Genomic DNA, 22,168 nt, shown 5'->3' with positions numbered 1-22,168 from the left:
GTATTATGAAACGTTTTATTCCTGCTTTTCTTCCGTTTGTTACGGCGTCATTATTTTATACAAGTCCGGTATTTGCCAAGGTTGATTATCAACTAACGATTGCACAAGGTGAACATCATTTAGGTAATGTCAGCGCCGAGTTTCCGAGTGGTTCAGAACAATTAATCGTAAAATTACCTTCGTGGCGTACTGGCCGTTATGAATTACTGGATATGGCGAACGGCATTCGTTTATTCAGCGCACAAGACGAAAGCGGGAAAGCGTTAAATTGGCAAAAAATTGATTCTAACTCTTGGCAGATTAGCACCACACCTAATCAAAAAGTAAAAATCAGCTATCAAGTTTACGCAAACGAGTTAGGCATGCGTTCACGCCATATCGATGATAGCCATGCATTTATCGATGCATCAGGCTTTTTTATGTTTTCAGAAGCCTATCGTGACCAAAAGGTGACTGTGGACTTAAACGTACCATCTGATTGGCGCAGTGTATCTGGTATGGAAAATGGTGAGCACGCACATCAATTCGTCGCCGATAATTACGATATTCTTGTTGATTCACCCATTGAAACCGGTATTAACAAGCTATTCAAATGGCAAGTAGATGGTCGCGACTATGAGCTTGTTGTATGGGGTGAAGGTAACTACGACACTGATAAAATGATTACTGACCTTAAAAAGTTAGTTAAAACAGGTTCAGATATTTGGCACGCCTACCCATATAAACGTTACGTTTTTATGGTACATGCGACCAGTGGTGCAAGAGGTGCGACAGAACATCTTAACTCAACGATTATCCAACGTCAGCGTGATTCTTTTCGTGAAAGAGATGATTACATAGGATTTATTACCACCGCTTCTCACGAATTTGTTCACACTTGGAATGTAAAAGGGTATCGCCCACAAGGCTTAACGCCTTACAACTATACAGACCATAATTACACAGATTTACTCTGGGTAGCGGAAGGCTCAACCAGCTATTTTGATGACTTATTGCTAATTCGCGGCGATATTATTACGTTGAAAGAATACTTTAAGGGGTTGTCTAAAAACATTAATAAACATCTTGCACGCCCTGGTCGTGAAATCCAATCGGCATCTGAAACCAGCTTTGATAAATGGATAAATCAAGGTGGCGACCATGATACTAACTTTTCGACCAATATTTACAGTGAAGGTGCGTTGTTATCGTGGGCGCTAGATGTAAAACTTATTTCAGATAGTAATGGTAAAGTCAGTTATCGCGATGTACATCGCACGCTTTACAAAGATTTTGCCTTGCCAAAAGGATTCACTAGCGGCGATGTTAAAGCGATTTTAAAAGCGGTATCGGGCAACGATTACACTGCGTGGTGGCAACAAAATATTGATAGTCCCGCAATGCTTAATTTTGATGACATGCTAAACACAGTTGGCCTTAAGTTTGATTATCCAAAAAGCGTAAGCTTTGCTGCAAGTGCTGATTTAAATGGTGATTATAAAGATGGCCAAGTATTTATAAATAAAGTTAAACGTGAAGGAAGCGCATGGAAAGCTGGATTAACTACTAGCGATATTATTGTTGCGATTAACGGTCAGCGAATTAGCGAACCATTTGATAAATATCTAAAACGCTTTAAGCCAGGTCAATCAATTGATATCAGTTATTTTAGACGTGACACCTTACATTCAACTAAATTATTACTGAGTGAAAAAGCGAGTAGCCCTAAGGTTATTAGTTTAGTTAAAAAACCGTCTCGCAAACAAAAAGCATTGTTTAAAGCGTGGTTAGGGGTCGATTACCCTAAGAGCTTATAAGTTACGATAAAATGGCGCGCTCAACCAGCGTTGAGCGCGCCACATTAATCTTTAATAAACCATTCCTGTTATTATTCATTTCCACTAAACGAGCTTAGTCAATAACGCATTGAAAAATTGTTGTTTACTTTGACAACATTACACTCAAAAATAATACGTCTCAACTACACCCTAAGGAATAGTCGTGTTTAAAAATATACTTAAGCCAGCGCTTTTATTGATGGTACTTGTTAGTGTTTCTGCTTTTTCAAAGGATTATAGTAGCCTTTATAAAAAGCTCGATAAATCTGTCGTTATTATTTATTCAGACAGCCAAGAAGTAAGAGCTGAAGACGACAAGTTAGTGACCAAAACAGCGAGCAGCTTGGGCTCAGGCACGCTGATAAATCAACAAGGTTTAATATTAACCGCGGCGCACGTAGTAAATAGTGCAGATGAACTTACGGTTACGGTAAAAGAACGCGGTACTTACAAAGCAAAAGTATTGGCTAGTTTTGAAGCTGCGGATATTGCATTAATTAAATTGATCAGCAACGAAACTGATTTTCCGTTTGTAGAACTGGGTGATTCAAATAAAGCTGAAATTGGTAATGAGGTGTTTGTTATTGGCACGCCTTATGGGTTAGAACACACATTAACAGTAGGGCACTTCAGTGGTAAACGCATTTATCAGCGCCCTGGATTTAATAAAATTGAGTTTATTCAAACAGACGCTGCAATAAACCAAGGTAATTCCGGTGGCCCGTTATTTATAGAAAATGGTGAATTAATTGGTGTTGTCAGCTATATCCAATCTCGTTCTGGCGGTAACGAAGGTCTTGGTTTTGCTGCAAGCACTGCAATGGTTAAAGATATTTTAATCGCGCAACCTATGGTGTGGTTTGGTTTTGAATACACATTTTTAACACCGGTAATGGCCGCAGCGTTAAACATTCCGCAACGAGCAGGGTTATTAGTTGAAAAAGTAACAACGCAAAGTTTTGCGGAAAAACTCGGGCTTAAAGGCGGAATAGTACCAGCAATTGTTGATAACAACCCGATTATCTTAGGCGGTGATGTTGTTCTATCGATTGGTCCGCATATATTAACGGGTGAAGAGCAAAATTATCTTAATATTCTAAATTACATGCGTTCACTCAAAGGTGGCGATAAAGTAACGTTTAAAGTGTTGCGCTTAGGTCAAGAAATAGAACTTGAAGCAGCGTTACCAAATTTGAAAATTAAACTTAAGTAAAACATTAAGCTCAAAGTAAAAAATAAAATTAGCACCTTCGTTTATGTAAAGGTGCTAATTATTACTTTAATTAACAAGCTGATATCTAATGCGCTACAAATAAAAAAGAATATTTAACCCTTTCTTTTCAGGTAGTTTATAATTATGATAACGTCACATTAAAAGGAGTTTAATAATGGCAAAATCACAAGGCAAAGGATCTGTTCATAAAGACATCATATTGTACTTTATTCTTGTACTAGCGATCGCCGCAATTCCAATCTTATATTTTCAATTTATTCAGTAAGCGATATCAACACGCACAGTATTTGACTGTAGATAAACGATTCTCACCGTTGACCCTTTGCTAAATTGCATGTGGCTGTCGTAATCTTGTATTACCATAACGCGTTGTTTATCTTCAGTTAAAATCATCATTTCAATCAACTTTACAGTGCGCTGTCGGTAATCCGGAACATTTTTTTTAGCAATCGACGCGCCAATGAGTGAGCCAAGTATGGTTGCAGCAACTTGACCACTGCCATCACCAAATTGGTTACCAATAACGCCGCCGATAAGTGCTCCACCAAAATGTTTCCAACCCGCTGATTTATCGCGCATCAATTCAGTATCAGTAATATGGCGAACAGTCTCTACTTTGCCATAAACCACTTTTTCTACGGGAACCGCTTTATTACGCTCATAACCAAAGGTTTGAAAACTCACTATAGCTAAAACGAGTGCCGAAATTATGACAAAAATGCGCATATTCATAGCATTACCAACCTACACGTTTTTTCTCACGATTTTTACGGATCTCTGTTTCATCCGCCCATTCAACTAAGCCAGTTTTAAGGTCCATTAAACGCATGGTGAATTTGTAATAAACATCTTGCTTGTCTTTGTTAAACTTTACAATGCTTGAAAGGTTGCCATATAACATATATTCAGCGCCAACATGCTGTCCAAAAGCAATCGCCTTACTTTGATCTACCATGCCACCATCTTGCTGAAACGTTAATTGTTCACGGGCTGCTTCAACACGTGCCATATCAACAAAGCGCACGCTCCCTGAGCGTAATAGTTTAGTCGAGATAGAGTCTGTAATTGATTCTGTATCTATGTGTTCGCTGGTTTTGTTCTTGATACGTTCAACGAAAAAGATAGGCCTGCCATTTTGACTAAACTCTTTCATCGCAGCAGAAACTAATAGCGAATCCGTCATTTCTGCGGCGACTTTTTGCAAGTCCGTTGAACCAAAACCAATGTCGACGGTTTCAACTTCTGTTGAATCGCCGTATGTCACCACTTCTCGGTTTGCACACCCACTAATCGCTAACGTTGTTAATAGGCTTAATGTAAGTAAACTGTTTTTCATAGTAATTCCTTAATATTTTTCGCACAGAGGTTATGTACTAAAAACGATAAATTGTTTCGTTAATTTCGCGTACATACAAACGAAATTTCACAACGTCTTTTGTTGGTGCAATTGCACCTAAATTTACAACTTGATGACCGTGAAGTGGCAATGACTTCCACGGCTCTTTACCTTGCTCAATTACAAAGCCGTCTTTATCAAACCAATTAAAATGGTATTGCAGGTTTTGCGTTTTTTTATAGCTGCTGGTTAATTCTAAATTTACGTCAAGCAAGCCATTGGTTGTACGCGTGAGTACATTTGAAATGACTAATCGTTTTGCAAGTGTCGGATTATCAACTTTTAAATGCGCCTGCCAATTATCGTTTGCTGTAATCTGTTCGGTTCCTGTTCCTGATGTGACGGGCTTGCCGGCACAACCTTGTAACAACGCAAAGAAAATTAAAATGCCAATTATGTTTTTCATATTCATCACCTATATCGTATAAACCGTTGTATTTAGTGTCGAACCTAGATTAACGACCTTAATCAAAACGGATTTGTTACCATCTGTTGAAAACGAAACGGGATGTGTTATCCCATTTAAATTTATCGAAAGCGTATGCTCACCGCTTGTAAGATACGTTTTTGCAATTTGATAATTATTCGCAAGCGTTAACCACGAGCGAGTATCTGCACGCTCGCTCGCAAGGTTGTAAAGTGTTGCGATTATATTACCAACATCACCGCCATTGCGCGCGGCGCTTTTTCTAAATTGCTCTTTTGCGATTAGCCGTGTTATTTGCCTTGCAACGATTCCGGGCATACGCTCTTTTAAATCTTTTGCCGCAAGGGCAGACAATTTAACGATTGTTTCGCTTTGTAATGTTTGTTCGCCAATATTAATAGATAGAGGTGCTGCGTATTCATGGTTATTTGCATAACTTGGTAATGCAACACTATAAAAACGAATATCATCGCGGGATGTAAATATTGGTAAATCGATACGAGCTTCTGTTTTTTCAGGAATTAAGCCTTGCTCTATTAACACAAGCACTCGCACTTGGTTATTCTTTGTTAGCGGCAAATCAGCATTAAATCGCGCTTTGAAATAGTTATATTCGTCATCAAAGCCAAGGTACTTAGCTAAACGCAAAATATCTTGCTGTAAATAGGTGTTTTCAGAATATATATCGATTGCACGTTTGTAATCGATATAAGCGGCATTGTATTCACCCGTAGCTTCGTATAAAAATCCTGACAAATAAAACGTAAACGCATTTTGAAAGCCATTTTTAACCGAGCCAATCATATCGTCCATAGTTGGATAGCGGCTGTATAGGTCGTTTAAATCTAACGATGTTTTTGCTACTGCTTTTTCTAATTCGTTTTGATTTTTTTTAAGTGCTTGTTGCTGTACTAAATTAGCGCGTCGAACTTCTACTAATGCACCTTCTACATTATTTAAAGCGACATAGTTGAGCGATTGCAGTGTGTGCACCATAGTCTGTTCAAAATAGGGGACGCGGTAGTCTCTTACATTGTCATTAGTTAAAAACGACGCCGTTGTTTGCAGTCCTTCACTGATTTCAATATTTGCTGCAAAATTTTGTTTATCAATCTGATACAGGGCATTTTCGAATGCAACTTTGCTGTCAGTGTAATTTTCAGAGAGTTGTGACACCCTTGCATTTTCAAGCTGACCTAGCGTATTAGATACGTTGTTTGCTGAATGTGTTGGTAGCAAACTCGCGGCTTGTTGCATATTTGCGCTCTGTAATGCGTTGCGAGCAGGGGTGAGTTGTTCAGTGTAGTTGGAAAATAGCTGTCCGCTGGTTATGCTGCTGCAAGCAGACAAAAACACCAGTGTACATGTAATAATTAAAGCTTGAAATACTAAACGCAAATTTCACCTAACAGCCATAGTCATTAAATTTAATTCATATACAGTATGAGCGTCTAAATAGTTTATTTCACGTTTTATGTTGTTGAAATTTGTAAGTGATTAATAACAAAAAAGCCATGCAATGCATGGCTTTTTGTGGAGCTAACCTTAATTAGTTAAACGTTGGCATCGAACGCTCATCTCTTCTTGGTCTGCTTTTCTTTTTAAATGTTTTAATAGAACGATCGTCGTTGCTACGCTCACGTTTACGAGGTGGACGCTTACCACGATTTTCAGAATCATATTGACCCGTTGCACCTTCAACAATGCTTGGGTTAATTTTATGACGACGAATTGTCACGTTCTTTAGTTTTTCAAAACCTTGGCTAGGCAATGTTTTTGGTAATTCAACGTGACAATGGTTATCAAACAGTTTGATATTACCGATTTCACGAGAATTAATACGTACTTCATTAGCAATTGCGCCAACGATGTCACTCGGTTTAACACCTTGTGCACGACCAACTGCAAATTTATAGGTAGCGAAATCACCTGGATTACGACGTTCACGACCGCCTTCACGACGACCATCTCTGCCACCGCGCTCACGGCCACCTTCACGACGACCATCACGTGCGCCACGCTTATCTACCGGATCCGCATGTGGGAATAGTGGTAGTTTTTGCTGTAGTTGATACAACATGGCGGCTGCTAATTGTTCCGTTGTAATTTCACTTTCTTCAGTGAACTTAGCAAGTACCTCAGTGTATTTCTCAAGGTTCGGGCTTGCTGCAACGCTTAGTAGCTTTTCTTTTGTTTTTTCAATGCGGTGCTTGCTTAATTGGCTTGCATCAGGCATTTCGAATGGCGTGATTTGACCTTCAGTTGCACGCTCTAGACGGTTAAGAAGACGCATTTCACGGTGTGATGCAAATAAAATCGCTTCACCTTCACGACCAGCACGACCAGTACGACCGATACGGTGAACATATGATTCACTATCAAATGGTAAGTCGTAGTTAATTACGTGGCTGATACGTGGTACGTCAAGACCACGCGCTACAACATCGGTTGCAATAAGAATGTGAATACGACCATTCTTAAGTTGGTCAACGATGCGTTCACGGTCTTGCTGCTGCATATCACCATTTAGTGCTGCTGCTTTAAAGCCTTTATTAACAAGGTGCTCAGCTAGCGTCAGGGTGTCGTTACGAGTACGTACGAATACGATCATTGCATCGTAATCAACAACTTCTGCAATACGTTCAAGACCCGCTGTTTTACCAATAGCACCAACACGCCATGCACGTTGTGTGATGTTAGCTTTTGCTTGTTTTTCAACAGCAATTTTAACGTGAACAGGATCAGTTAAGAACTGAGACGTAATTTTCTTGATAGGTGCTGGCATAGTTGCAGAGAAGAACGCCATCTGCGTATCTTCTGGTACATGGTCTAAGATCCATTCAATATCGTCTAAGAAACCCATGTTAAGCATTTCGTCTGCTTCATCTAATACACATGCTTTTAGGTTGTCTAGGTTTAAACGACCTTTTTCAATGTGGTCCATCATACGACCTGGTGTACCTACAACTATTTGTGGGCCACGTTTTAGGTCGCGGTTTTGGATAGTATAAGATTGGCCACCGTAAACAGTCGCAATATTTAAGCCGCGAATGTTTTTAGCGAAATCTGTAATTGCTTCTGCTACCTGAATAGCAAGCTCACGTGTAGGACATACCACTAACATTTGTGGTGCGTTTAGGTTTGCATCTAGGCGTGCTAGTAGTGGTAAACCAAATGCTGCAGTTTTACCTGTACCTGTTTGCGCTTCACCTAGTACATCTTTACCTGCTAATAATGCTGGAATTGACTGTTGTTGGATTGGAGTTGGCTCTACAAAACCAAGTTCTGTAATTGCACTTAGAATAGGGGTAGGAAGGTTTAGTTCTTCGAATAAAATTTTGTCGTTTGACATCTACTACTCAACTTTTTTGCGGCTTTCGCCTAAATAAGATACACGGAGGTAGAGGCCAAAATGTAGAAATATACATGGCAGCATATAGCACCCAAATAGCGTTAGCTATTTTAGTTATGTTTGGTCTTTACCTCGTCACACAGTTAACGCGTAATTTAGCGTTCATTCCGACGATTGGCTGATAAAGTCCCAAAACACAGCGCTTGCCGGAGTTGGGGCACTATACAGCAATATACTGCCAATGCAAGTAATTTAGCGGTTTCGCGTTGATTTTTTAAAATTGATCAGTTTGTTATTTAACCACCCATTACTGTTAACAGCTTCTTTATTAGGACATTTTATCTTATAGACTATACCCGTCCACGAGCTTTTAGTTGCGAGATTTTTAATAAAGGATTTACCGTTTTGTGCGTATGATTTTCCATTGTTATATTTTAATGTTAGGTGCTCAGCGGCACGTTTCGCTGAATGGGAAACGCCATTACGTATAAACGAACAATCGCTTTGTTTTATCTCGTTTATTAAAAATTTTACCTCAAGCAGCATTGCTCCGTGCGCAAACGTAGACAAACATAATAGTAATGTACTTAGTTTAATGCTTATTTTAGAGCTCACTGAATTCTAGCTCCGCAACAACAAAGGCATGATCCGATAAAGCGCCTTCAACATTGTAATATGACTTAAAAGTAAAGTGTTGCGAGACCATTATCCAATCGAGTCTTTTTGCGCCAAAGGTGTTGAGTTCATTAGACTGTGCGTTATAAATACGTAAGCCATAGCTATCTGATAAGGTTTTAACGATTGAATTTTGCCACCGCCAATCGGTATTAAAGTCGCCCATAATTATAATAGGGGCGTTCAAATCTTTGAGTTTGGTAAGAAGTTCCTTTATTTGCTTATTACGTACTGATGCTCTTGAGAAATCTAAATGCAAAGAAACCACAATGATATCTTGAGTTTGCTTATTTAAATTAACCTTAGCGTAACTAAAGCCCTTATTAGTTGTAGGCCAACTTGGGGCAAACGTAAATCCATCACAATTTATAAGTGGAAGTTTAGAAAAAAGCGCGGTTCCATAATTTCCCCACCAAGCATTTACATGACTCGTGGCGACGTAATTTTGAAAATTTGTTCGTTTTAATAAGTAATCCACATGACTAAACTGACCACTCCACCAAGAGGCTTTGTCTATTTCTTGAAACGCAACAATATCGGGATTGATTTGATTCACCTTTGTCGCAATCGCGTTTAAATTTGTTTTAATCTGCTCAATTGAGCTGGTTATCTGAGAGAAATTGGTACCGCGCCCGTGGGCGATGTTGGCACTCATTACCGTAACTGTATTTTTCTGAGTATCTGAGGCAGAGCGAGTGTTATCACAATAACTACTGGCTGCAACATTTAAACACCAGACGCTTATCATCAAAATGGTTAACTTAAATAATTTTTCCAAATTGGTCACCTTTAGCTTGCCATTTTCATCGTTAATATGAAAACAGCTTGTTAATGATGTGAGCTTAATGATCACTGAGTTAGTTTAATTTGTAGACAGTTTGGTTTTAGCTATATTTTCCATTGTTAAACTAAATTTAGTGTATATAATTCGCTCAAAATTCATTTAGGAGCTATATTATGCTTAAGTTAATTTCAGTACTTACTCTCACTATGTCGTCATTTGCCTTTGCAAGCAACGATGTGTCTAAAGATACATTCTATACTTCTGTATGTAATGTAGCCAAAACGAATGGATTTCAAGCTGCTAAAGCATTTGCAAAAGAGCAGGGCGTATTTATCAGTGAACATTATTCAGATATCGCGTGTAATGGCGTTTCACTTAAAACCTTTGCGAAAACGCAAAAAGAAAATCAAAACTCATCGCAAGAGTTTAATTTAGTAGATGATAGTGACGCGACGCAATTATGTGCAAAAGCGGCAAAGCTTGGTGTTAAAGCGGTTGAGAAGCGAAGCAAGAATGTTAAAGCACTTACGTGTAATGGCATGCCAGTCACTGAGTTTGTGAAAAGCATTAATACTGCAAGCTAAAGTAAAATTGTATTTAATTAAAAAAGGTGTGATTTTTAATCACACCTTTTTTTGTATTAATTCGCTAAGAACTCAGCGCGAGTATTGCTATTGGTTTTGAAATCGCCACCTAATGCAGTGGTTGATGTTTCAGACGTGGCATCCATTACACCACGGCTTTTAACACAATAATGAGTTGCGTTAATTGATACTGCGACATTGTCAGTTTCAAGCAGAGCTTGTAAAGCAATGAGTATTTGCTGTGTTAGTCGCTCTTGTACTTGAGGGCGCTTTGCAAAAAAGCGCACAATACGATTGATTTTAGACAGACCGATGATCTTTTCATTTGGAATATAAGCGACCTTGGCGTAACCATCGATGGTAACAAAATGATGCTCACAGGTACTCGTTAGTGAAATGCTATTCACTTTAACCATTTCATCTACTTGCATTTTATTTTCAATTAACGCAATTTTTGGAAAGGTTTCGTAATCAAGCCCCGAAAAAATCTCATGCACATACATTTTTGCAATGCGATGTGGCGTTTCGGCTAGGCTATCATCATTAAGATCAAGCCCAAGTGTATCAACAACTTCTGTAAATAAGCCTTTTAGTTTGTCATATTTTTGTTCTGAACTAAGGCCTACGTCTTTGAGAGGTGTTTCTAACCCCTTAGCAATAAGCGCTTCTTTTACAAGAGTGGCTTCTTTGGAAATCATGTTACTTCCTAAATATGGCTGAACGATAGCCAGTGACCTCAATCAATAGTAATTGAGATGATTAACGACGCATTTAAAGGAGTATATTGTAGAGATTTTGCCGAAATTCACAATCATAAAAACGAATTCTATATTTCAAAACAACTACTTTGCGCAATTTATGCACTGGTAGTTATTTGGCAATACGCTATTAACACTTCATAAATAGTTTATTTTCTAATACCTATATCTAATTTACACACGCAAATGTATTTAACGCTAAAACTAGTAAAGTGAAAATAAGTAGGGTAGTTTTGTAGAATCTATGAATAAATAGTCAGTGCTTATTATGAAATTACTTGCGTTACTCTCTGTAGTAATTCTGTTTGTTTTGTTACTCAATCTCTTTGGAAAATTCTTAGCTAAGAAAGCGGGTAAAAATAAATAGGAATTTAAATTCGCTTCTTGGTAGAATAACTTCACGATTAGTAAAGAAGTACATACTATGGATTTAGTTCAGTCCCTTTTTAATTATGCTTGGCAGATTGTTGTTTACTTATTTTTGCTTTGGCTCGTTTATTATTTCTTTACTAATACCTCACGTACCACCAAAGTGTCTGTCACAATCGCATCAGCAATTATCATTACAGTAGGCGTAAGCACCGGCATGTTAGAAAGCCAATTCAACAATATTGATGCTGCGTCTGAGCAACACATTAAGCATATCAAAGCGATCCAAGAAACTTACGACTCTTAGCTATCACTTCCGTTTGAGTTATCAGCAAAGCTTTTTAAAGTTTTATACAACACATTTGCCGTTATAGCAATTATTGGAATGTCACCATTTTCGCCTCTAATACGACGACAAGCTTCCATGCCATCCATTTTGGGCATTTGAATATCCATTAAAATTAAATCGGGTGAGAATTCAGTGAATTGTTCAACCGCCTCAGCACCATCAGTGACAAAGTGAAGAGAAGCATTAGTTGCCTCTATCATAGCTTTGATAATACCGCTACTAAAATTGATAGATGCTTTAAATCGGGTGGGGTAATTGTTTGTTCTTCGCTCACCAGCGTGTTTTTATCGCTTTGCGGTAATGGTAAAAACACAGATACCTGCGTACCTTGGTTAATACCACTGGTTGCAGTAATTTTTCCACCCATTAAGGTAACAAGGTTTTTTGTGATTGCCATTCCTAAACCAGTGCCACCAAACTTGCGGGTGATACTTGAATCGGCTTGGGTAAATCGTTCAAAAAGTTGAAATAATGCCTCTTCACTCATACCGATGCCTGTATCGGTTACCACAAAATTTATTCCATCAATATCATTTAATTGTTTGCGGCAAACAGACACAGTTACACCACCAGTTTCAGTAAATTTGACTGCATTTGACGTTAAATTAAGTAAAATTTGCCCGACACGAACCGGATCACCAACCCACAAATCACTCATGTTGTTGTCTTTTTCTATGGCAAATGAAATGCGTTTATCACTAGCTAGCGGCAAAACATTAGATGATAAACCTTCTAAAACTTCACCTAATGAAAAATCAACCTGTTCTATATCAATTCGATTTGCTTCAATTTTGGAGAAATCCAAAATATCGTTAATGATTGTCAATAAAGCTCTACACGAAAATAATGCCTTTGAGGCTAAGTCGATATTTTTAACTTGTTTTAAATTACCTTGAAGTAATTGCAACGCTCCCATAATGCCGTTTAACGGTGTTCTAATTTCATGACTCATATTTGCAAGAAAATCAGATTTTACGCGCGCGCCTTCCAAAGCTTTGTTTGTTAACTCGTGTTCTTTTTTGTTTGCTGATATTAACTTAATAAAATAAATTGCGAATAAACAAAGAAAAATAACAATACTGGCAATATGAACGCTATACGCAACAGAAAAGTGGTTGTTAATTAATTTTCCTTCTTTTGTTAAACGAGAATTTAGTTGACTATCAAATTGTGCAAGCGCTTTAAGCGCGGGTAAATCATCCACTTTAACAACAGCATCAATTTGTTCACTGCTTTTACCTTGGCCAATCATGACTAAAACAACATTTAACTTTTGTTCGTAGGCGGTAACCGTTTTGCTTATAACCTTAATTGACTCAGGTGTATATTGATTAAACTCCTTAAGCTTCTCCAAGGTCAATTTTATGTCTTGTAGATTTTGATTAAGTAATGGCTCATATCGTTCAATGTCTTTACGTAACACCAAGTTCTTAAAATCATGTATGAACCCGCCATATCCCATTTTTTGTATAAGCGTGTCATGTAATGAGTATACTTGCTGTGCATCAGTTGAATACAAGCGCCATTGTTTATCAACCTGGCTATAAAAGTACAGTGAGACGAATGTAAGCGCGATACCAGTTACAATAACCGCGATTGTGTATACGCTAAGTAGATGACGTTGTTTTTTAAAGTCACTCATGTAAAACGTAATTTATAAAATAATTTGTTCTTTATATAGTTAAGAACTTAATTCGAAAATTGCACTAAAGAATTGATATAGCGAAACACATTAAAGCTTATAATGTACGTTATGTTAAATTACGTGTTTTGCGTCATAAATGTGTCTAACTTCTTCCTGTCGTCGTTGTAACTCAAATCGAGAATCTCACGCAACCCCGTGAGATTTGTAATACCTCAGTAATTCTGTGAGTAGAGAAACTTAACGCAACTTAAATATTTTTAATTAAAGTCAGAGCGTTTCTAATACTAGAAAATTAAAAAGTTATTTAAATTTTGTTTTCAATATCAAAGAGCCATATTGAGTCGTCTAGCTACTGCTAATGGTTAAAATAAATAACAAACGCTAACCACAATTCATTTTTGGACAGAAACGAGCTAGACTCTCTGTGTTTTATTCGTACACTTTTATTTTAAGCTTTCCTGTAAAAGAGCATTAAATTTAGACAGGTTGTCTACTGATAATGTCTCGGACCCAATTATGAAGAGGATCTGCTGTCATCCTTTTGTGCCACGCAACTATGATTTCAAACGAAGGAAGTTCACGATCTTTATCAAAATAAAAACATAAACTTTAAGTTATTTAATGACATTGACTTGGCCAAATCTTGGTTAAAAACATATGACATTGTATTAAATGATGAGCTAATTAATAAGCTACTTTGAATTTAGCTGTACATCATTCGATTCTGACCAGGTTCTTAACTCTTCCAAGATATGTAAAGCTGACTTCCCAAAATCAGTAAGTTCATAAGTAACTGCGATTGGTCTATCGCTTATAACTTTTCTAATTACCATACCTTCGTCTTCAAGTTCCTTGAGACGCTGATCAACCATTTTCTTTGTTGCGCCGCCTAACATTCTAGTTAAATCATTAAACCGGACGGGCTCATCTTTTAAATGATATATGATTGATCCTTTCCATTTTCCGCCGATTAAACGCATGCCTTTTTCAATTGCACAAGGCTCTGTACATGCGTTATAAACTTTTTTTCTTCCCTTACTATCTGTTTCTATTGAACTTTCCACAATTACCCACTTATTTATTCTAGGTTACTAAAAGTATACTAATTGATTGTTGTTAAAAGGTAACTAAAATATACCACAAATAACCGTTCAAAATAAATTTTAATTTTGGAGTAAACACAAATGAGCAATATTTTAATCATCAATGGTCATCAGTATTACCCTTTTTCTGAAGGCAAGCTTAACAGTACCTTAGTAGATAAAGCAGCTAGCTTATTAGAAGGAAAAGGTCATAAAACACGTGTAGTAACAATGTCTGAAACGATAGATGTTGAAAAAGAACTAGAGAACCATCAGTGGGCGGATTTCGTTATTTTCCAATCACCAATTAATTGGATGGGGGTTACTTGGTCTTTTAAAAAGTATATGGATGAAGTGTATACAGCAGGTATGGGCGGTGCTTTGTGTAATGGTGACGGTCGCCACCATGACTCACCTAAAGAAAACTATGGTATGGGTGGCACACTAACTAATACGAAATACATGATGTCATTGACTTTCAATGCGCCAGAAGAGTCATTTAATGACGAAACTGAGTTCTTTGATGGCAAATCTGTTGATGATCTTCTGTTCCCTATGCATATGAACTTCAAGTTCTTTGGTATGAAACCAATGGAAACATTTGCGTGTTTTGATGTGATGAAAAATGCCGATGTGGAAAATGACTTAAAACGTTTTGAAGCGCACATTAACAAACATTTTTAAGGAGCAGTCATGAGCGTTGAATATACCAGTAAGTTACATGCAGGTGCTAATTTTCCAATTATCGAAGCCAAACTTTTGAATGGCGATATTAAAAAGTTGTCGACTCCTGAAAATGGTTTGGATTGGAAGATGGTCGTTGTATACAGAGGTCAGCACTGCCCGCTCTGTACCCGCTACTTAAACCAGTTAGAAAATGCAAAAGGCTTACTTGCTCAAACAGGCGTAGATTTGATCGCCGTTTCTGGTGACAGTAAAGCGCAACTAGAAAGTCATATGGAAAGACTTAATGTGACCTTCCCTATCGCATACGGCCTTACTGTTGAACAGATGGAAGAGCTTGGACTGTATATATCAGATCCTAGATCGCCTGAAGAAACGGATCACCCTTTTGCTGAGCCGGGTCTATTTGTTGTGAATAGCGAAGGAAAGCTCCACGTAGTGGACATTTCAAACAATCCATTTGTTAGGCCAGAACTTCAGTCATTGATAAGCGGCTTAGATTGGATAAGAAATCCCGCTAACAACTACCCTATTCGTGGTATGCGTAAATAGGAGCGCCTATGAAAAAGGTTGTATTGTCAGCTGTTATTTCAACGCTATTGTTTGGCAGTGCGCTTGCAGAGGACACGAAAGTCGAATCTGCGCACATTGCGTCTCCAAATCACTATGAGCTGCTGCGTGAGAACGCGGAAGTTATGGTGCTCAAGATGACACTAAAACCAGGTGAACAGGATAATTGGCATAAACACAATGCTGAGACTGTTTACTTCGAAAAAGGTGGCAAGGCGACGATAACAACGAATGAAAAAGACATGACTTTGGAGATCCCAGACGGCTATGTTATGTGGCATGACCAATGGGAACACCAAGTTAAAAATGTTGGTGACACAACAATCACTGCAATTATCGTTGAAAAGAGAAAATGATGTCAAAGATACAAATTAACATTGATATCGTTTCTGATGTGGTTTGCCCTTGGTGTGTCATTGGCTATGGGCGCTTAAAAACGGCATTAGCCAATTTTGACACTAAATTTGACGTTAATATTGTCTGGCACCCCTTTGAGCTTAACCCCAGTATGCCAAAAGAAGGTGAAAACCTAAGACAGCATTTGTCGAAAAAGTACGGCACTACATTAAAAGGCAGCATTCGAGCCAGAGCCATGTTGACTGAAGAAGGCAAGAAAGTCGGCTTCACGTTTAACTACTTTGATGAAATGAAAATGCTTAACACCCATCAATGCCATCAACTGCTTCACTGGGCGAAAGAAAGTAATTTGCAAAACCAATTAGCAGAAGCACTTTTTGAGCATTTTTTCAGTAATAGAGGCACATTTACAGCATCTGAACTTATCCATATTGTTGACAAGGTTGGCTTGAATTCTCACCAAGCTCAGTCTGTATTAGCTAACAACTCATATAGTGAGGAAGTGAAGTTAAGCGAAGCGCATTGGCATCGAAATGGAATACATGGCGTGCCATTATTTATTTTTAATGGCAAGCAGGCCCTATCAGGTGCAAAAGAAGTAACAACTTTCGAACGTGTACTCAATCAATATTTAAAATAGAGACAACTTATTATGTTTACATATTATGAACCGGATACGGCTCCAGAAGAATCGAAACCACTGATGGAGCAATCTTTAGCAGGTTTTGGCATGATCCCAAACCTCCACAAAATTTTAGCTGAAGCGCCAGCAACGTATAAAGCGTACAACCAAACCTTTACAAGCTTCATGAAAGAAACAACATTTAGCCCAGTTGAGCAACAAGTTGTTTTTATGACGTCAAACTTTGAGAATAATTGCCACTATTGTGTTCCGGGCCATACATGGATGATGAAGTCATCAAAAATGCCAGATGATGTTATTGAAGCGTTGAGAAATGGCACTAAACTGCCAGACGCAAAACTTCAAGCGCTCCATGATTTCACAAAAGCCTTATTAGACAACCGAGGTCATATTGGTGACGATAAGTTAAATGAGTTTTTGAATGCGGGATATACTAAGCGCCAAGCTTTGGAAGTACTCACCGGACTAGCATCAAAACTAATCTCAAACTTCACAAATGCATTAACGCATACAAAAGTAGATGATGCTATGAAGCCTTATGCTTGGGAAAAGCCGGAGAAATAGTATGTCACTAGAAAATCATCCAATGTGGCGATTGCCAAAGCACCACTTAGATCATGAAGGTGCGCATGACCATGTGCATTGGGTTGAGTTATTTTATGATCTTATCCATGTGGTCATTATTTTCTTACTTGGAAATTTTTTAAGTGACCACTTAAGTGTGGATGGTTTTCTAGCATTTGCGGGACTATTTATCGCTGTGTGGTTTGCATGGGCGGACTCTAGCGTATTTAACTCGCTTTATGTCAGCACTGATGTAAAACATCGACTCATCATGTCTTGCCAAATTGTAAGCGCCATGGTGATGGCTGCGTCGATTCCTCATGTTTTAGATAAAGGCTGGATGTATTTTGCCCTTGCTTATGCAGCGAATAGAATGATCACCGCATACTTGTATCACAGAACAAATAGGTTAGGTGTTGAAGCAACTGTGCTTTCCCGTAGAGTAAGCCGCAACTTCTTTGTTCTTGCTATCGTATTCGCAATAAGTGCTTTTCTTCCTGAACCGTATAATTTTGCGGTATTTGCACTTGCCATTGTTTCGATCCAACTACTGTATATGCTTCCCAAAATTGGCGTTTTAGAGTGTAAGCGATTTTTGCCTCGATTAGGGCATATGTCTGAACGGTTTGCTTTATTGCTCCTCATAGTTGTTGGTGAAGGATTCTTTAAGCTAGTTATTACTCTTTCCGAAAAGGGCGTCTATAAAGTTACTCCAGAAGTCCTATTTAACTTTATGTTTGGGGGTATCGCGGTATTTGTTCAATGCTGGATTTATTTCGACTTTGTCGGCAATGGCAAACCGAAAAATCAAGAAAAATGGACACTTGTTAACTGGTGGTTAGCCCATTTGTTTCTGATGCTTTCTGCTGTGATAGTGGGTGTTGCGCTTGCTGGTGAAGTAAAAGTAGGATTTTGGGACCCATACCCGCTTAAATATGGTGCAATTGGTTGTATCGGGCTTGCCTCATATTTACTGTGTCTACTTTGGATTCAATTCAATATCGAAGAACGCATAGCGCATCGATTTGCTACCGCAAATGTGCGTATGTTTGGTGTTGCTTTGGCTTTAGCAACATTAATGGTCTTACCCTATGTGCCAGCTTTAGTAGGTAATCTTTTATGGGGAACGGCATTAATCTCTCAAATAGCCATTCCAGTGACAAGAGCCTACCTTACCTTTTCCAAAGAAGAACAGATTAAAGCTTAACGATTACGCATTAACAGTTAACTCAAAAATTAGCGGAAAAATTGATGAGCAAGGCACTAACAACTAGAAAAAAAGTATACGACATTCTCGAGCATGGGTTCGATGGCTCGAGGACTAGTCGATTATTTAGCGGCTTTATCGTAGTACTTATCATTTTAAATGTGAGTGCCATTATTCTTGAGTCTTATAAACCCATAGGCGAAATGTACCATCAAGAGTTTGTCTTGTTTAACATGTTTTCTGTTGTTGTGTTTACGCTAGAATATTTCGCGAGGATCTGGGTTTCAGTTGAATCACCGCACAGTGACCGTTCTGAACCTATAAAATCAAGAATTAAGTATTCATTAAGTCCAGTGTCACTTATCGATTTGTTGGCAATAGCCCCTTTTTACTTATCGTTCATATTTGCAATAGATTTAAGATATCTGCGTATGCTTAGAATGCTTAGGTTATTGAAACTAACTCACTATTTCAAAGGACTTCGACTATTCATGGACGTCTTGAGAAAAGAATTACCCAGCATAGGCGCTGCAATTATAATCATGAGTGTTTTAGTAATAATGTCAGCCAGTGTTATGTATAGCGTTGAGCACGAGGCTCAACCAGATGTGTTTGATAGTATCCCTAGCGCCATTTGGTGGTCCGTAGTGACTATGACGACTGTTGGCTATGGTGATGTAACACCAATCACTTTCTTAGGGAAATTTATATCCATTTTTATCATGTTGTTAGGTGTTGGTATAGTCGCGTTACCTGCTGCTATGCTTGCAGCTAAGTTCGGAGATGAGCTGAGAACGCGGAAACAACTACTAGAACATGAGATAGCTACTGCTCTTCAGGACGGTATCATTACGTCAGAAGAACAAGTCGCTATTGAAAAGTTGTCTGAATCAATGGGGATCTCTTCACAAGAACTTGAGCAGGTAATATTAAACTATAACAGACACAATTCTAAACCTGTGACATGCGCACATTGTGGTAAAACCTAGCTTTTTAGCGATTCAGCCTAAAAGATATAATAAACCAAGATCTCTAAATAATTTGGTTCACAAACGAGTTGGTTTAAGTCCACTCTGTAGAAGTCAGCCTATGACAGCAAATAACTGCGACTGCCCGCCAGATAAATTAATAATCATGTTTATACGATAAGCTAATAGGAGCTTCACCAGAAGATTGTACATAAGGTTTAAATTGAGGAAATAAATGGTTCATCTCACAGTAAAGGAATAAAGCGCTTCAATTTTTTCTAAATTTACACGATAAAAACAAGTCAAAAACTAAACTATTAATTGTTAGTTATTTATAAGTATGATTAGTCTGAGATTAAAATAACGAAAACTTCTAATTATGAGTTCTTTGATAACTTGCTGATTTATCGTCTATCTAATTCTTAATTCTTTCTGGAATCACCATTCACCTCTACTTAACGTTACGCTAATACGTGTGCAAACAAGTTTATATATTTCACTTTACATAAGCCTGCTTTAAATTGGACGTTTACGTTTGATACGTTGAATTCCGCTAACGAGCTTAGTTTGCAACGTACTTATTATTTATATTTATAGCGAGCGATGAATTTAACGCTGAAATTTACCAAATGAACTTTTAAAAGGCACACTCGCATTATAAGGTATTTGTGTTAAGTGATTTTTCCATTACATCTTTAGTGATGTTGTTGTTTCTGTGATAACCAACGATACGTTTAACGTTTAGTTTTTCTTGTAAAACGAATTGAATAAATTGATGACTATAGCTTGGTAGCAATTTTGCTATGGTGTTGTCGTTAGCGATTTCTAAAAAATCAGTTTGGAAAATAATACCTGCATTTTTAAAGTACGCAAAGCTTTGCTTTTTTGCCCGTGCGTTTTCTAACACAAAAAACTGGATGTCATACATTTTATGGCCATGTGTAATTGGCGAAAACTTAAAACGTGAAATATCATTTTTAAATTTTGCATACTGCTTAATGGCACTTATGGTGTAGCTATCAGCATAAACTGTTGTGCCATTGTCTACAAATGGCACTAACCCCGCAATATGATCGCTATATGGGTGTGTTACGTAAACGCCGGTAATAGATTTATCTGGCTGAACTTGTTTTATTTTTTCAATGATATCAACCGCCATATTGGCATTTCTAGGTACGCCTAAAACAGTAATATCATTATCATTCACATAAAATAATGTATTGTAATGATTGCTTTCATCAGTAATTAAATAAAGCTTGTTAGCAATAGAAGTTACTTTAAGCGCCCTATTGTTTGGGCTTTGTTTAAGGTAAAACCCTTGTGGTAAAACGAGTTTTTCAGGCTCTATTCTATCTATCGTATTAAACGCTTCAATTCGTGTAATAAAGCTCGGTAACGTGTCCCCGTTATAATGCTTAATTAGTGAATGCGCTAAGTAAAAACCATTATTGTATTTGTAGTCATCGTAAATAAAAATACGATTGCGCGTTTTATTATTAATTGAGTTTAAGCGTATCGGATTTGTGCTAAACGTATATTCTATTTCACTTTTTTGTGATGCGTGGTGAGTTAGAGTCACTCTATTATTTGCTTTCGTATACACGACATTTTGTGCAACGTTTTGTTCTTCTAGCAATGGATTGACTGCAAAAAAGTCAATATTCATCAAAGTTAGGTTTTTATAGCGCTCATAACTTTTCATATTCTGCGGCGCTGCACGTTTACCTAATGAAATACCATTTCTTTCGTAGCGTAGACTATGTCTACCATTTTGAAAATGCACCTCATCAAAATACAAACCTCCAGTGTAATGATGCACAACATTTTGATAATAATGCTCGTTTGTCATATCAATGTCGGTTACTTTAAACGCCTTATAGCGAGTCGGAACCTTAAAGTCCCATGACTGATACGGGTTACTTTGCCCTAAATAACTGTGTGTTAAAGAAAATGCTTTAATTGAACGGGTACTTTGGTAATGCTCTTTTAGTTCCTTTACAAACTCAGTAGCATTATTTGCATATGCTACCTGTGTAAAATTAAATATTAGTAACGCTGGGGCAAAAATAGTTAGGTAGGATTTCAAAATAAATTCCGTTTTTTGTTTACACGCATCGTTGCGAGCACATTGTTATTATTGATTAACTATTGCACAACTGTGAAAATATTGAAATCTTTAATTCGTAATTAACTCTTATTGTATTAAAGATTAAAGGGTAAGGGTCATGGATATATCTACCATACCGTCTCTATTGCGTATGCCTGATAGTCGTTTAAAACCAAACGATAAATAAACACTTTCAGCTGTTATTGCCGAATTAACCGTGAACTGCTTGGTATTATTGATACGTTCTGCATCACGCTTAATGGTTTGCCACAAGGTTTTGGCAATGCCCCGCCCTTGGTGATTATCACAGACAAATAAATGATAGAGATGACTATAATCTTTTAACCCCGCAACACCGATAAGTTGTTTGTTGGCGTTTTCTGCAAGTAAGTAATAGTAGCCATTTTGTAGGTTGTTGCGTAACTGCTTAGAACTCATTGAGTTCAGTAGTATGTGGTGAACCTTACTTTCACATGATGGTAATACGTACTTTACCGTTAATCTACTTATCAGTTTACTTATCGCCACTGAATCTTCAAGTATTGCCTGTCTTACCAACATACGAGTCTTTAATTTAGAATAGCTAAAGATTTATT

The 22,168-nt window shown here is 37.7% G+C and carries 24 protein-coding genes; 11 read left to right on the top strand and 13 right to left on the bottom strand.

What is annotated here, in order from left to right; translation table 11 throughout:
• The first annotated feature begins 5 nt into the window (after positions 1-5).
• Both ACHSBP_RS13430 and ACHSBP_RS13425 read left to right on the top strand, forming a co-directional pair.
• Positions 6-1,796, top strand: coding sequence for a M61 family metallopeptidase (locus ACHSBP_RS13430; protein ID WP_395389138.1), 1,791 nt, complete (start codon positions 6-8; stop codon positions 1,794-1,796).
• Between the two features lie 184 nt (positions 1,797-1,980).
• A complete protein-coding gene (locus ACHSBP_RS13425) occupies positions 1,981-3,030 on the top strand; it encodes a S1C family serine protease (RefSeq protein ID WP_395389137.1) in 1,050 nt (349 codons plus the stop codon).
• Positions 3,031-3,309: 279 nt separating this feature from the next.
• On the opposite strand, the gene ACHSBP_RS13420 is transcribed toward ACHSBP_RS13425, so the two are convergent.
• The 7 genes from ACHSBP_RS13420 to ACHSBP_RS13390 all read right to left on the bottom strand — a co-directional run bounded on the left by ACHSBP_RS13420 (position 3,310) and on the right by ACHSBP_RS13390 (position 9,679).
• Positions 3,310-3,777: a glycine zipper 2TM domain-containing protein gene (locus ACHSBP_RS13420; protein WP_395389416.1), complete on the bottom strand. Its 468-nt coding sequence runs from the start codon at positions 3,775-3,777 to the stop codon at positions 3,310-3,312.
• 10 nt (positions 3,778-3,787) lie between these two features.
• Positions 3,788-4,387, bottom strand: coding sequence for a penicillin-binding protein activator LpoB (gene lpoB, locus ACHSBP_RS13415; RefSeq protein WP_395389136.1), 600 nt, complete (start codon positions 4,385-4,387; stop codon positions 3,788-3,790).
• Between the two features lie 37 nt (positions 4,388-4,424).
• Complete coding sequence (locus tag ACHSBP_RS13410) at positions 4,425-4,853, bottom strand: YcfL family protein (protein WP_105172898.1); 429 nt, start codon at positions 4,851-4,853, stop codon at positions 4,425-4,427.
• Between the two features lie 9 nt (positions 4,854-4,862).
• Positions 4,863-6,272, bottom strand: coding sequence for a COG3014 family protein (locus tag ACHSBP_RS13405; RefSeq protein ID WP_395389135.1), 1,410 nt, complete (start codon positions 6,270-6,272; stop codon positions 4,863-4,865).
• Between the two features lie 151 nt (positions 6,273-6,423).
• Positions 6,424-8,226, bottom strand: a complete 1,803-nt coding sequence (locus tag ACHSBP_RS13400) for a DEAD/DEAH box helicase (RefSeq protein WP_395389134.1) — start codon at positions 8,224-8,226, stop codon at positions 6,424-6,426.
• A 252-nt stretch (positions 8,227-8,478) separates the two neighbouring features.
• Positions 8,479-8,772: a DUF5329 family protein gene (locus tag ACHSBP_RS13395; RefSeq protein ID WP_395389413.1), complete on the bottom strand. Its 294-nt coding sequence runs from the start codon at positions 8,770-8,772 to the stop codon at positions 8,479-8,481.
• 58 nt (positions 8,773-8,830) lie between these two features.
• Complete coding sequence (locus ACHSBP_RS13390; protein WP_395389132.1) at positions 8,831-9,679, bottom strand: endonuclease/exonuclease/phosphatase family protein; 849 nt, start codon at positions 9,677-9,679, stop codon at positions 8,831-8,833.
• A 179-nt stretch (positions 9,680-9,858) separates the two neighbouring features.
• Here ACHSBP_RS13390 and ACHSBP_RS13385 point away from each other — a divergent pair, with 179 nt between their 5' ends.
• Positions 9,859-10,269: a hypothetical protein gene (locus ACHSBP_RS13385; RefSeq protein ID WP_395389130.1), complete on the top strand. Its 411-nt coding sequence runs from the start codon at positions 9,859-9,861 to the stop codon at positions 10,267-10,269.
• A gap of 56 nt (positions 10,270-10,325) precedes the next feature.
• On the opposite strand, the gene folE is transcribed toward ACHSBP_RS13385, so the two are convergent.
• Positions 10,326-10,967, bottom strand: coding sequence for a GTP cyclohydrolase I FolE (gene folE, locus ACHSBP_RS13380; RefSeq protein WP_010559167.1), 642 nt, complete (start codon positions 10,965-10,967; stop codon positions 10,326-10,328).
• A gap of 484 nt (positions 10,968-11,451) precedes the next feature.
• Here folE and ACHSBP_RS13375 point away from each other — a divergent pair, with 484 nt between their 5' ends.
• Positions 11,452-11,703, top strand: a complete 252-nt coding sequence (locus tag ACHSBP_RS13375) for a hypothetical protein (RefSeq protein WP_010559168.1) — start codon at positions 11,452-11,454, stop codon at positions 11,701-11,703.
• On the opposite strand, the gene ACHSBP_RS13370 is transcribed toward ACHSBP_RS13375, so the two are convergent.
• The 3 genes from ACHSBP_RS13370 to ACHSBP_RS13360 form a co-directional block, all read right to left on the bottom strand.
• Positions 11,700-11,945, bottom strand: coding sequence for a response regulator (locus tag ACHSBP_RS13370; protein WP_395389129.1), 246 nt, complete (start codon positions 11,943-11,945; stop codon positions 11,700-11,702). The genes ACHSBP_RS13375 and ACHSBP_RS13370 overlap by 4 nt on opposite strands.
• On the bottom strand, positions 11,942-13,387 hold the full coding sequence (locus tag ACHSBP_RS13365) for a sensor histidine kinase (protein WP_395389128.1): 1,446 nt from the start codon (positions 13,385-13,387) through the stop codon (positions 11,942-11,944). Before ACHSBP_RS13365 ends, ACHSBP_RS13370 begins: the two co-directional genes overlap by 4 nt.
• A 695-nt stretch (positions 13,388-14,082) precedes the next feature.
• Positions 14,083-14,454 carry a helix-turn-helix domain-containing protein gene (locus tag ACHSBP_RS13360; RefSeq protein WP_010559183.1) on the bottom strand — a complete coding sequence of 124 codons (372 nt, stop codon included), beginning with the start codon at positions 14,452-14,454 and terminating at the stop codon, positions 14,083-14,085.
• 120 nt (positions 14,455-14,574) lie between these two features.
• On the opposite strand from ACHSBP_RS13360, the gene ACHSBP_RS13355 reads away from it, so the two are divergent.
• Genes ACHSBP_RS13355 through ACHSBP_RS13325 form a run of 7 tightly spaced genes read left to right on the top strand, consistent with a single transcriptional unit; the run spans position 14,575 to position 19,486 of the window.
• Complete coding sequence (locus ACHSBP_RS13355; RefSeq protein WP_010559184.1) at positions 14,575-15,156, top strand: NAD(P)H-dependent oxidoreductase; 582 nt, start codon at positions 14,575-14,577, stop codon at positions 15,154-15,156.
• 9 nt (positions 15,157-15,165) lie between these two features.
• The gene (locus ACHSBP_RS13350; RefSeq protein WP_010559185.1) at positions 15,166-15,708 is read left to right on the top strand and encodes a redoxin domain-containing protein; all 543 of its coding nucleotides are present in this window, start codon (positions 15,166-15,168) and stop codon (positions 15,706-15,708) included.
• A gap of 8 nt (positions 15,709-15,716) precedes the next feature.
• Positions 15,717-16,082: a cupin domain-containing protein gene (locus tag ACHSBP_RS13345; protein WP_395389127.1), complete on the top strand. Its 366-nt coding sequence runs from the start codon at positions 15,717-15,719 to the stop codon at positions 16,080-16,082.
• Positions 16,082-16,723 (top strand): DsbA family oxidoreductase, encoded by a 642-nt coding sequence (locus tag ACHSBP_RS13340; RefSeq protein WP_395389126.1) that lies wholly within the window; start codon positions 16,082-16,084, stop codon positions 16,721-16,723. Before ACHSBP_RS13345 ends, ACHSBP_RS13340 begins: the two co-directional genes overlap by 1 nt.
• Before the next feature lie 12 nt (positions 16,724-16,735).
• On the top strand, positions 16,736-17,290 hold the full coding sequence (locus tag ACHSBP_RS13335; protein ID WP_010559188.1) for a carboxymuconolactone decarboxylase family protein: 555 nt from the start codon (positions 16,736-16,738) through the stop codon (positions 17,288-17,290).
• A gap of 1 nt (position 17,291) precedes the next feature.
• A complete protein-coding gene (locus tag ACHSBP_RS13330; protein ID WP_395389124.1) occupies positions 17,292-18,497 on the top strand; it encodes a low temperature requirement protein A in 1,206 nt (401 codons plus the stop codon).
• A 44-nt stretch (positions 18,498-18,541) separates the two neighbouring features.
• Positions 18,542-19,486 (top strand): ion transporter, encoded by a 945-nt coding sequence (locus ACHSBP_RS13325; protein ID WP_395389123.1) that lies wholly within the window; start codon positions 18,542-18,544, stop codon positions 19,484-19,486.
• Between the two features lie 634 nt (positions 19,487-20,120).
• Here the strand turns inward: ACHSBP_RS13325 and ACHSBP_RS13320 are convergent.
• Both ACHSBP_RS13320 and ACHSBP_RS13315 read right to left on the bottom strand, forming a co-directional pair.
• Positions 20,121-21,551: a hypothetical protein gene (locus tag ACHSBP_RS13320; RefSeq protein ID WP_395389121.1), complete on the bottom strand. Its 1,431-nt coding sequence runs from the start codon at positions 21,549-21,551 to the stop codon at positions 20,121-20,123.
• A gap of 123 nt (positions 21,552-21,674) precedes the next feature.
• On the bottom strand, positions 21,675-22,133 hold the full coding sequence (locus tag ACHSBP_RS13315; RefSeq protein WP_395389120.1) for a GNAT family N-acetyltransferase: 459 nt from the start codon (positions 22,131-22,133) through the stop codon (positions 21,675-21,677).
• Positions 22,134-22,168 lie beyond the last annotated feature (35 nt).

It is taken from the genome of Pseudoalteromonas sp. XMcav1-K, from assembly GCF_044005875.1.
GTDB lineage: Bacteria > Pseudomonadota > Gammaproteobacteria > Enterobacterales > Alteromonadaceae > Pseudoalteromonas > Pseudoalteromonas spongiae.
The sequence above is the reverse complement of the archived record's forward strand: the minus strand, read 5'-3'. Positions and strand labels throughout refer to the sequence as shown.

Excerpts from the sequence above, each read along its gene's own strand:
- ACHSBP_RS13345 (WP_395389127.1), top strand. The coding sequence starts at position 15,717 with ATGAAAAAGGTTGTATTGTCAGCTGTTATTTCAACGCTATTGTTTGGC.
- ACHSBP_RS13395 (WP_395389413.1), bottom strand. The coding sequence starts at position 8,772 with ATGCTGCTTGAGGTAAAATTTTTAATAAACGAGATAAAACAAAGCGAT.
- ACHSBP_RS13350 (WP_010559185.1), top strand. The coding sequence starts at position 15,166 with ATGAGCGTTGAATATACCAGTAAGTTACATGCAGGTGCTAATTTTCCA.
- ACHSBP_RS13335 (WP_010559188.1), top strand. The coding sequence starts at position 16,736 with ATGTTTACATATTATGAACCGGATACGGCTCCAGAAGAATCGAAACCA.
- folE (WP_010559167.1), bottom strand. The coding sequence starts at position 10,967 with ATGATTTCCAAAGAAGCCACTCTTGTAAAAGAAGCGCTTATTGCTAAG.
- ACHSBP_RS13400 (WP_395389134.1), bottom strand. The coding sequence starts at position 8,226 with ATGTCAAACGACAAAATTTTATTCGAAGAACTAAACCTTCCTACCCCT.
- lpoB (WP_395389136.1), bottom strand. The coding sequence starts at position 4,387 with ATGAAAAACAGTTTACTTACATTAAGCCTATTAACAACGTTAGCGATT.
- ACHSBP_RS13340 (WP_395389126.1), top strand. The coding sequence starts at position 16,082 with ATGTCAAAGATACAAATTAACATTGATATCGTTTCTGATGTGGTTTGC.
- ACHSBP_RS13370 (WP_395389129.1), bottom strand. The coding sequence starts at position 11,945 with ATGATAGAGGCAACTAATGCTTCTCTTCACTTTGTCACTGATGGTGCT.
- ACHSBP_RS13325 (WP_395389123.1), top strand. The coding sequence starts at position 18,542 with ATGAGCAAGGCACTAACAACTAGAAAAAAAGTATACGACATTCTCGAG.
- ACHSBP_RS13410 (WP_105172898.1), bottom strand. The coding sequence starts at position 4,853 with ATGAAAAACATAATTGGCATTTTAATTTTCTTTGCGTTGTTACAAGGT.
- ACHSBP_RS13315 (WP_395389120.1), bottom strand. The coding sequence starts at position 22,133 with ATGTTGGTAAGACAGGCAATACTTGAAGATTCAGTGGCGATAAGTAAA.
- ACHSBP_RS13385 (WP_395389130.1), top strand. The coding sequence starts at position 9,859 with ATGCTTAAGTTAATTTCAGTACTTACTCTCACTATGTCGTCATTTGCC.
- ACHSBP_RS13355 (WP_010559184.1), top strand. The coding sequence starts at position 14,575 with ATGAGCAATATTTTAATCATCAATGGTCATCAGTATTACCCTTTTTCT.
- ACHSBP_RS13375 (WP_010559168.1), top strand. The coding sequence starts at position 11,452 with ATGGATTTAGTTCAGTCCCTTTTTAATTATGCTTGGCAGATTGTTGTT.
- ACHSBP_RS13330 (WP_395389124.1), top strand. The coding sequence starts at position 17,292 with ATGTCACTAGAAAATCATCCAATGTGGCGATTGCCAAAGCACCACTTA.
- ACHSBP_RS13365 (WP_395389128.1), bottom strand. The coding sequence starts at position 13,387 with ATGAGTGACTTTAAAAAACAACGTCATCTACTTAGCGTATACACAATC.
- ACHSBP_RS13430 (WP_395389138.1), top strand. The coding sequence starts at position 6 with ATGAAACGTTTTATTCCTGCTTTTCTTCCGTTTGTTACGGCGTCATTA.
- ACHSBP_RS13420 (WP_395389416.1), bottom strand. The coding sequence starts at position 3,777 with ATGCGCATTTTTGTCATAATTTCGGCACTCGTTTTAGCTATAGTGAGT.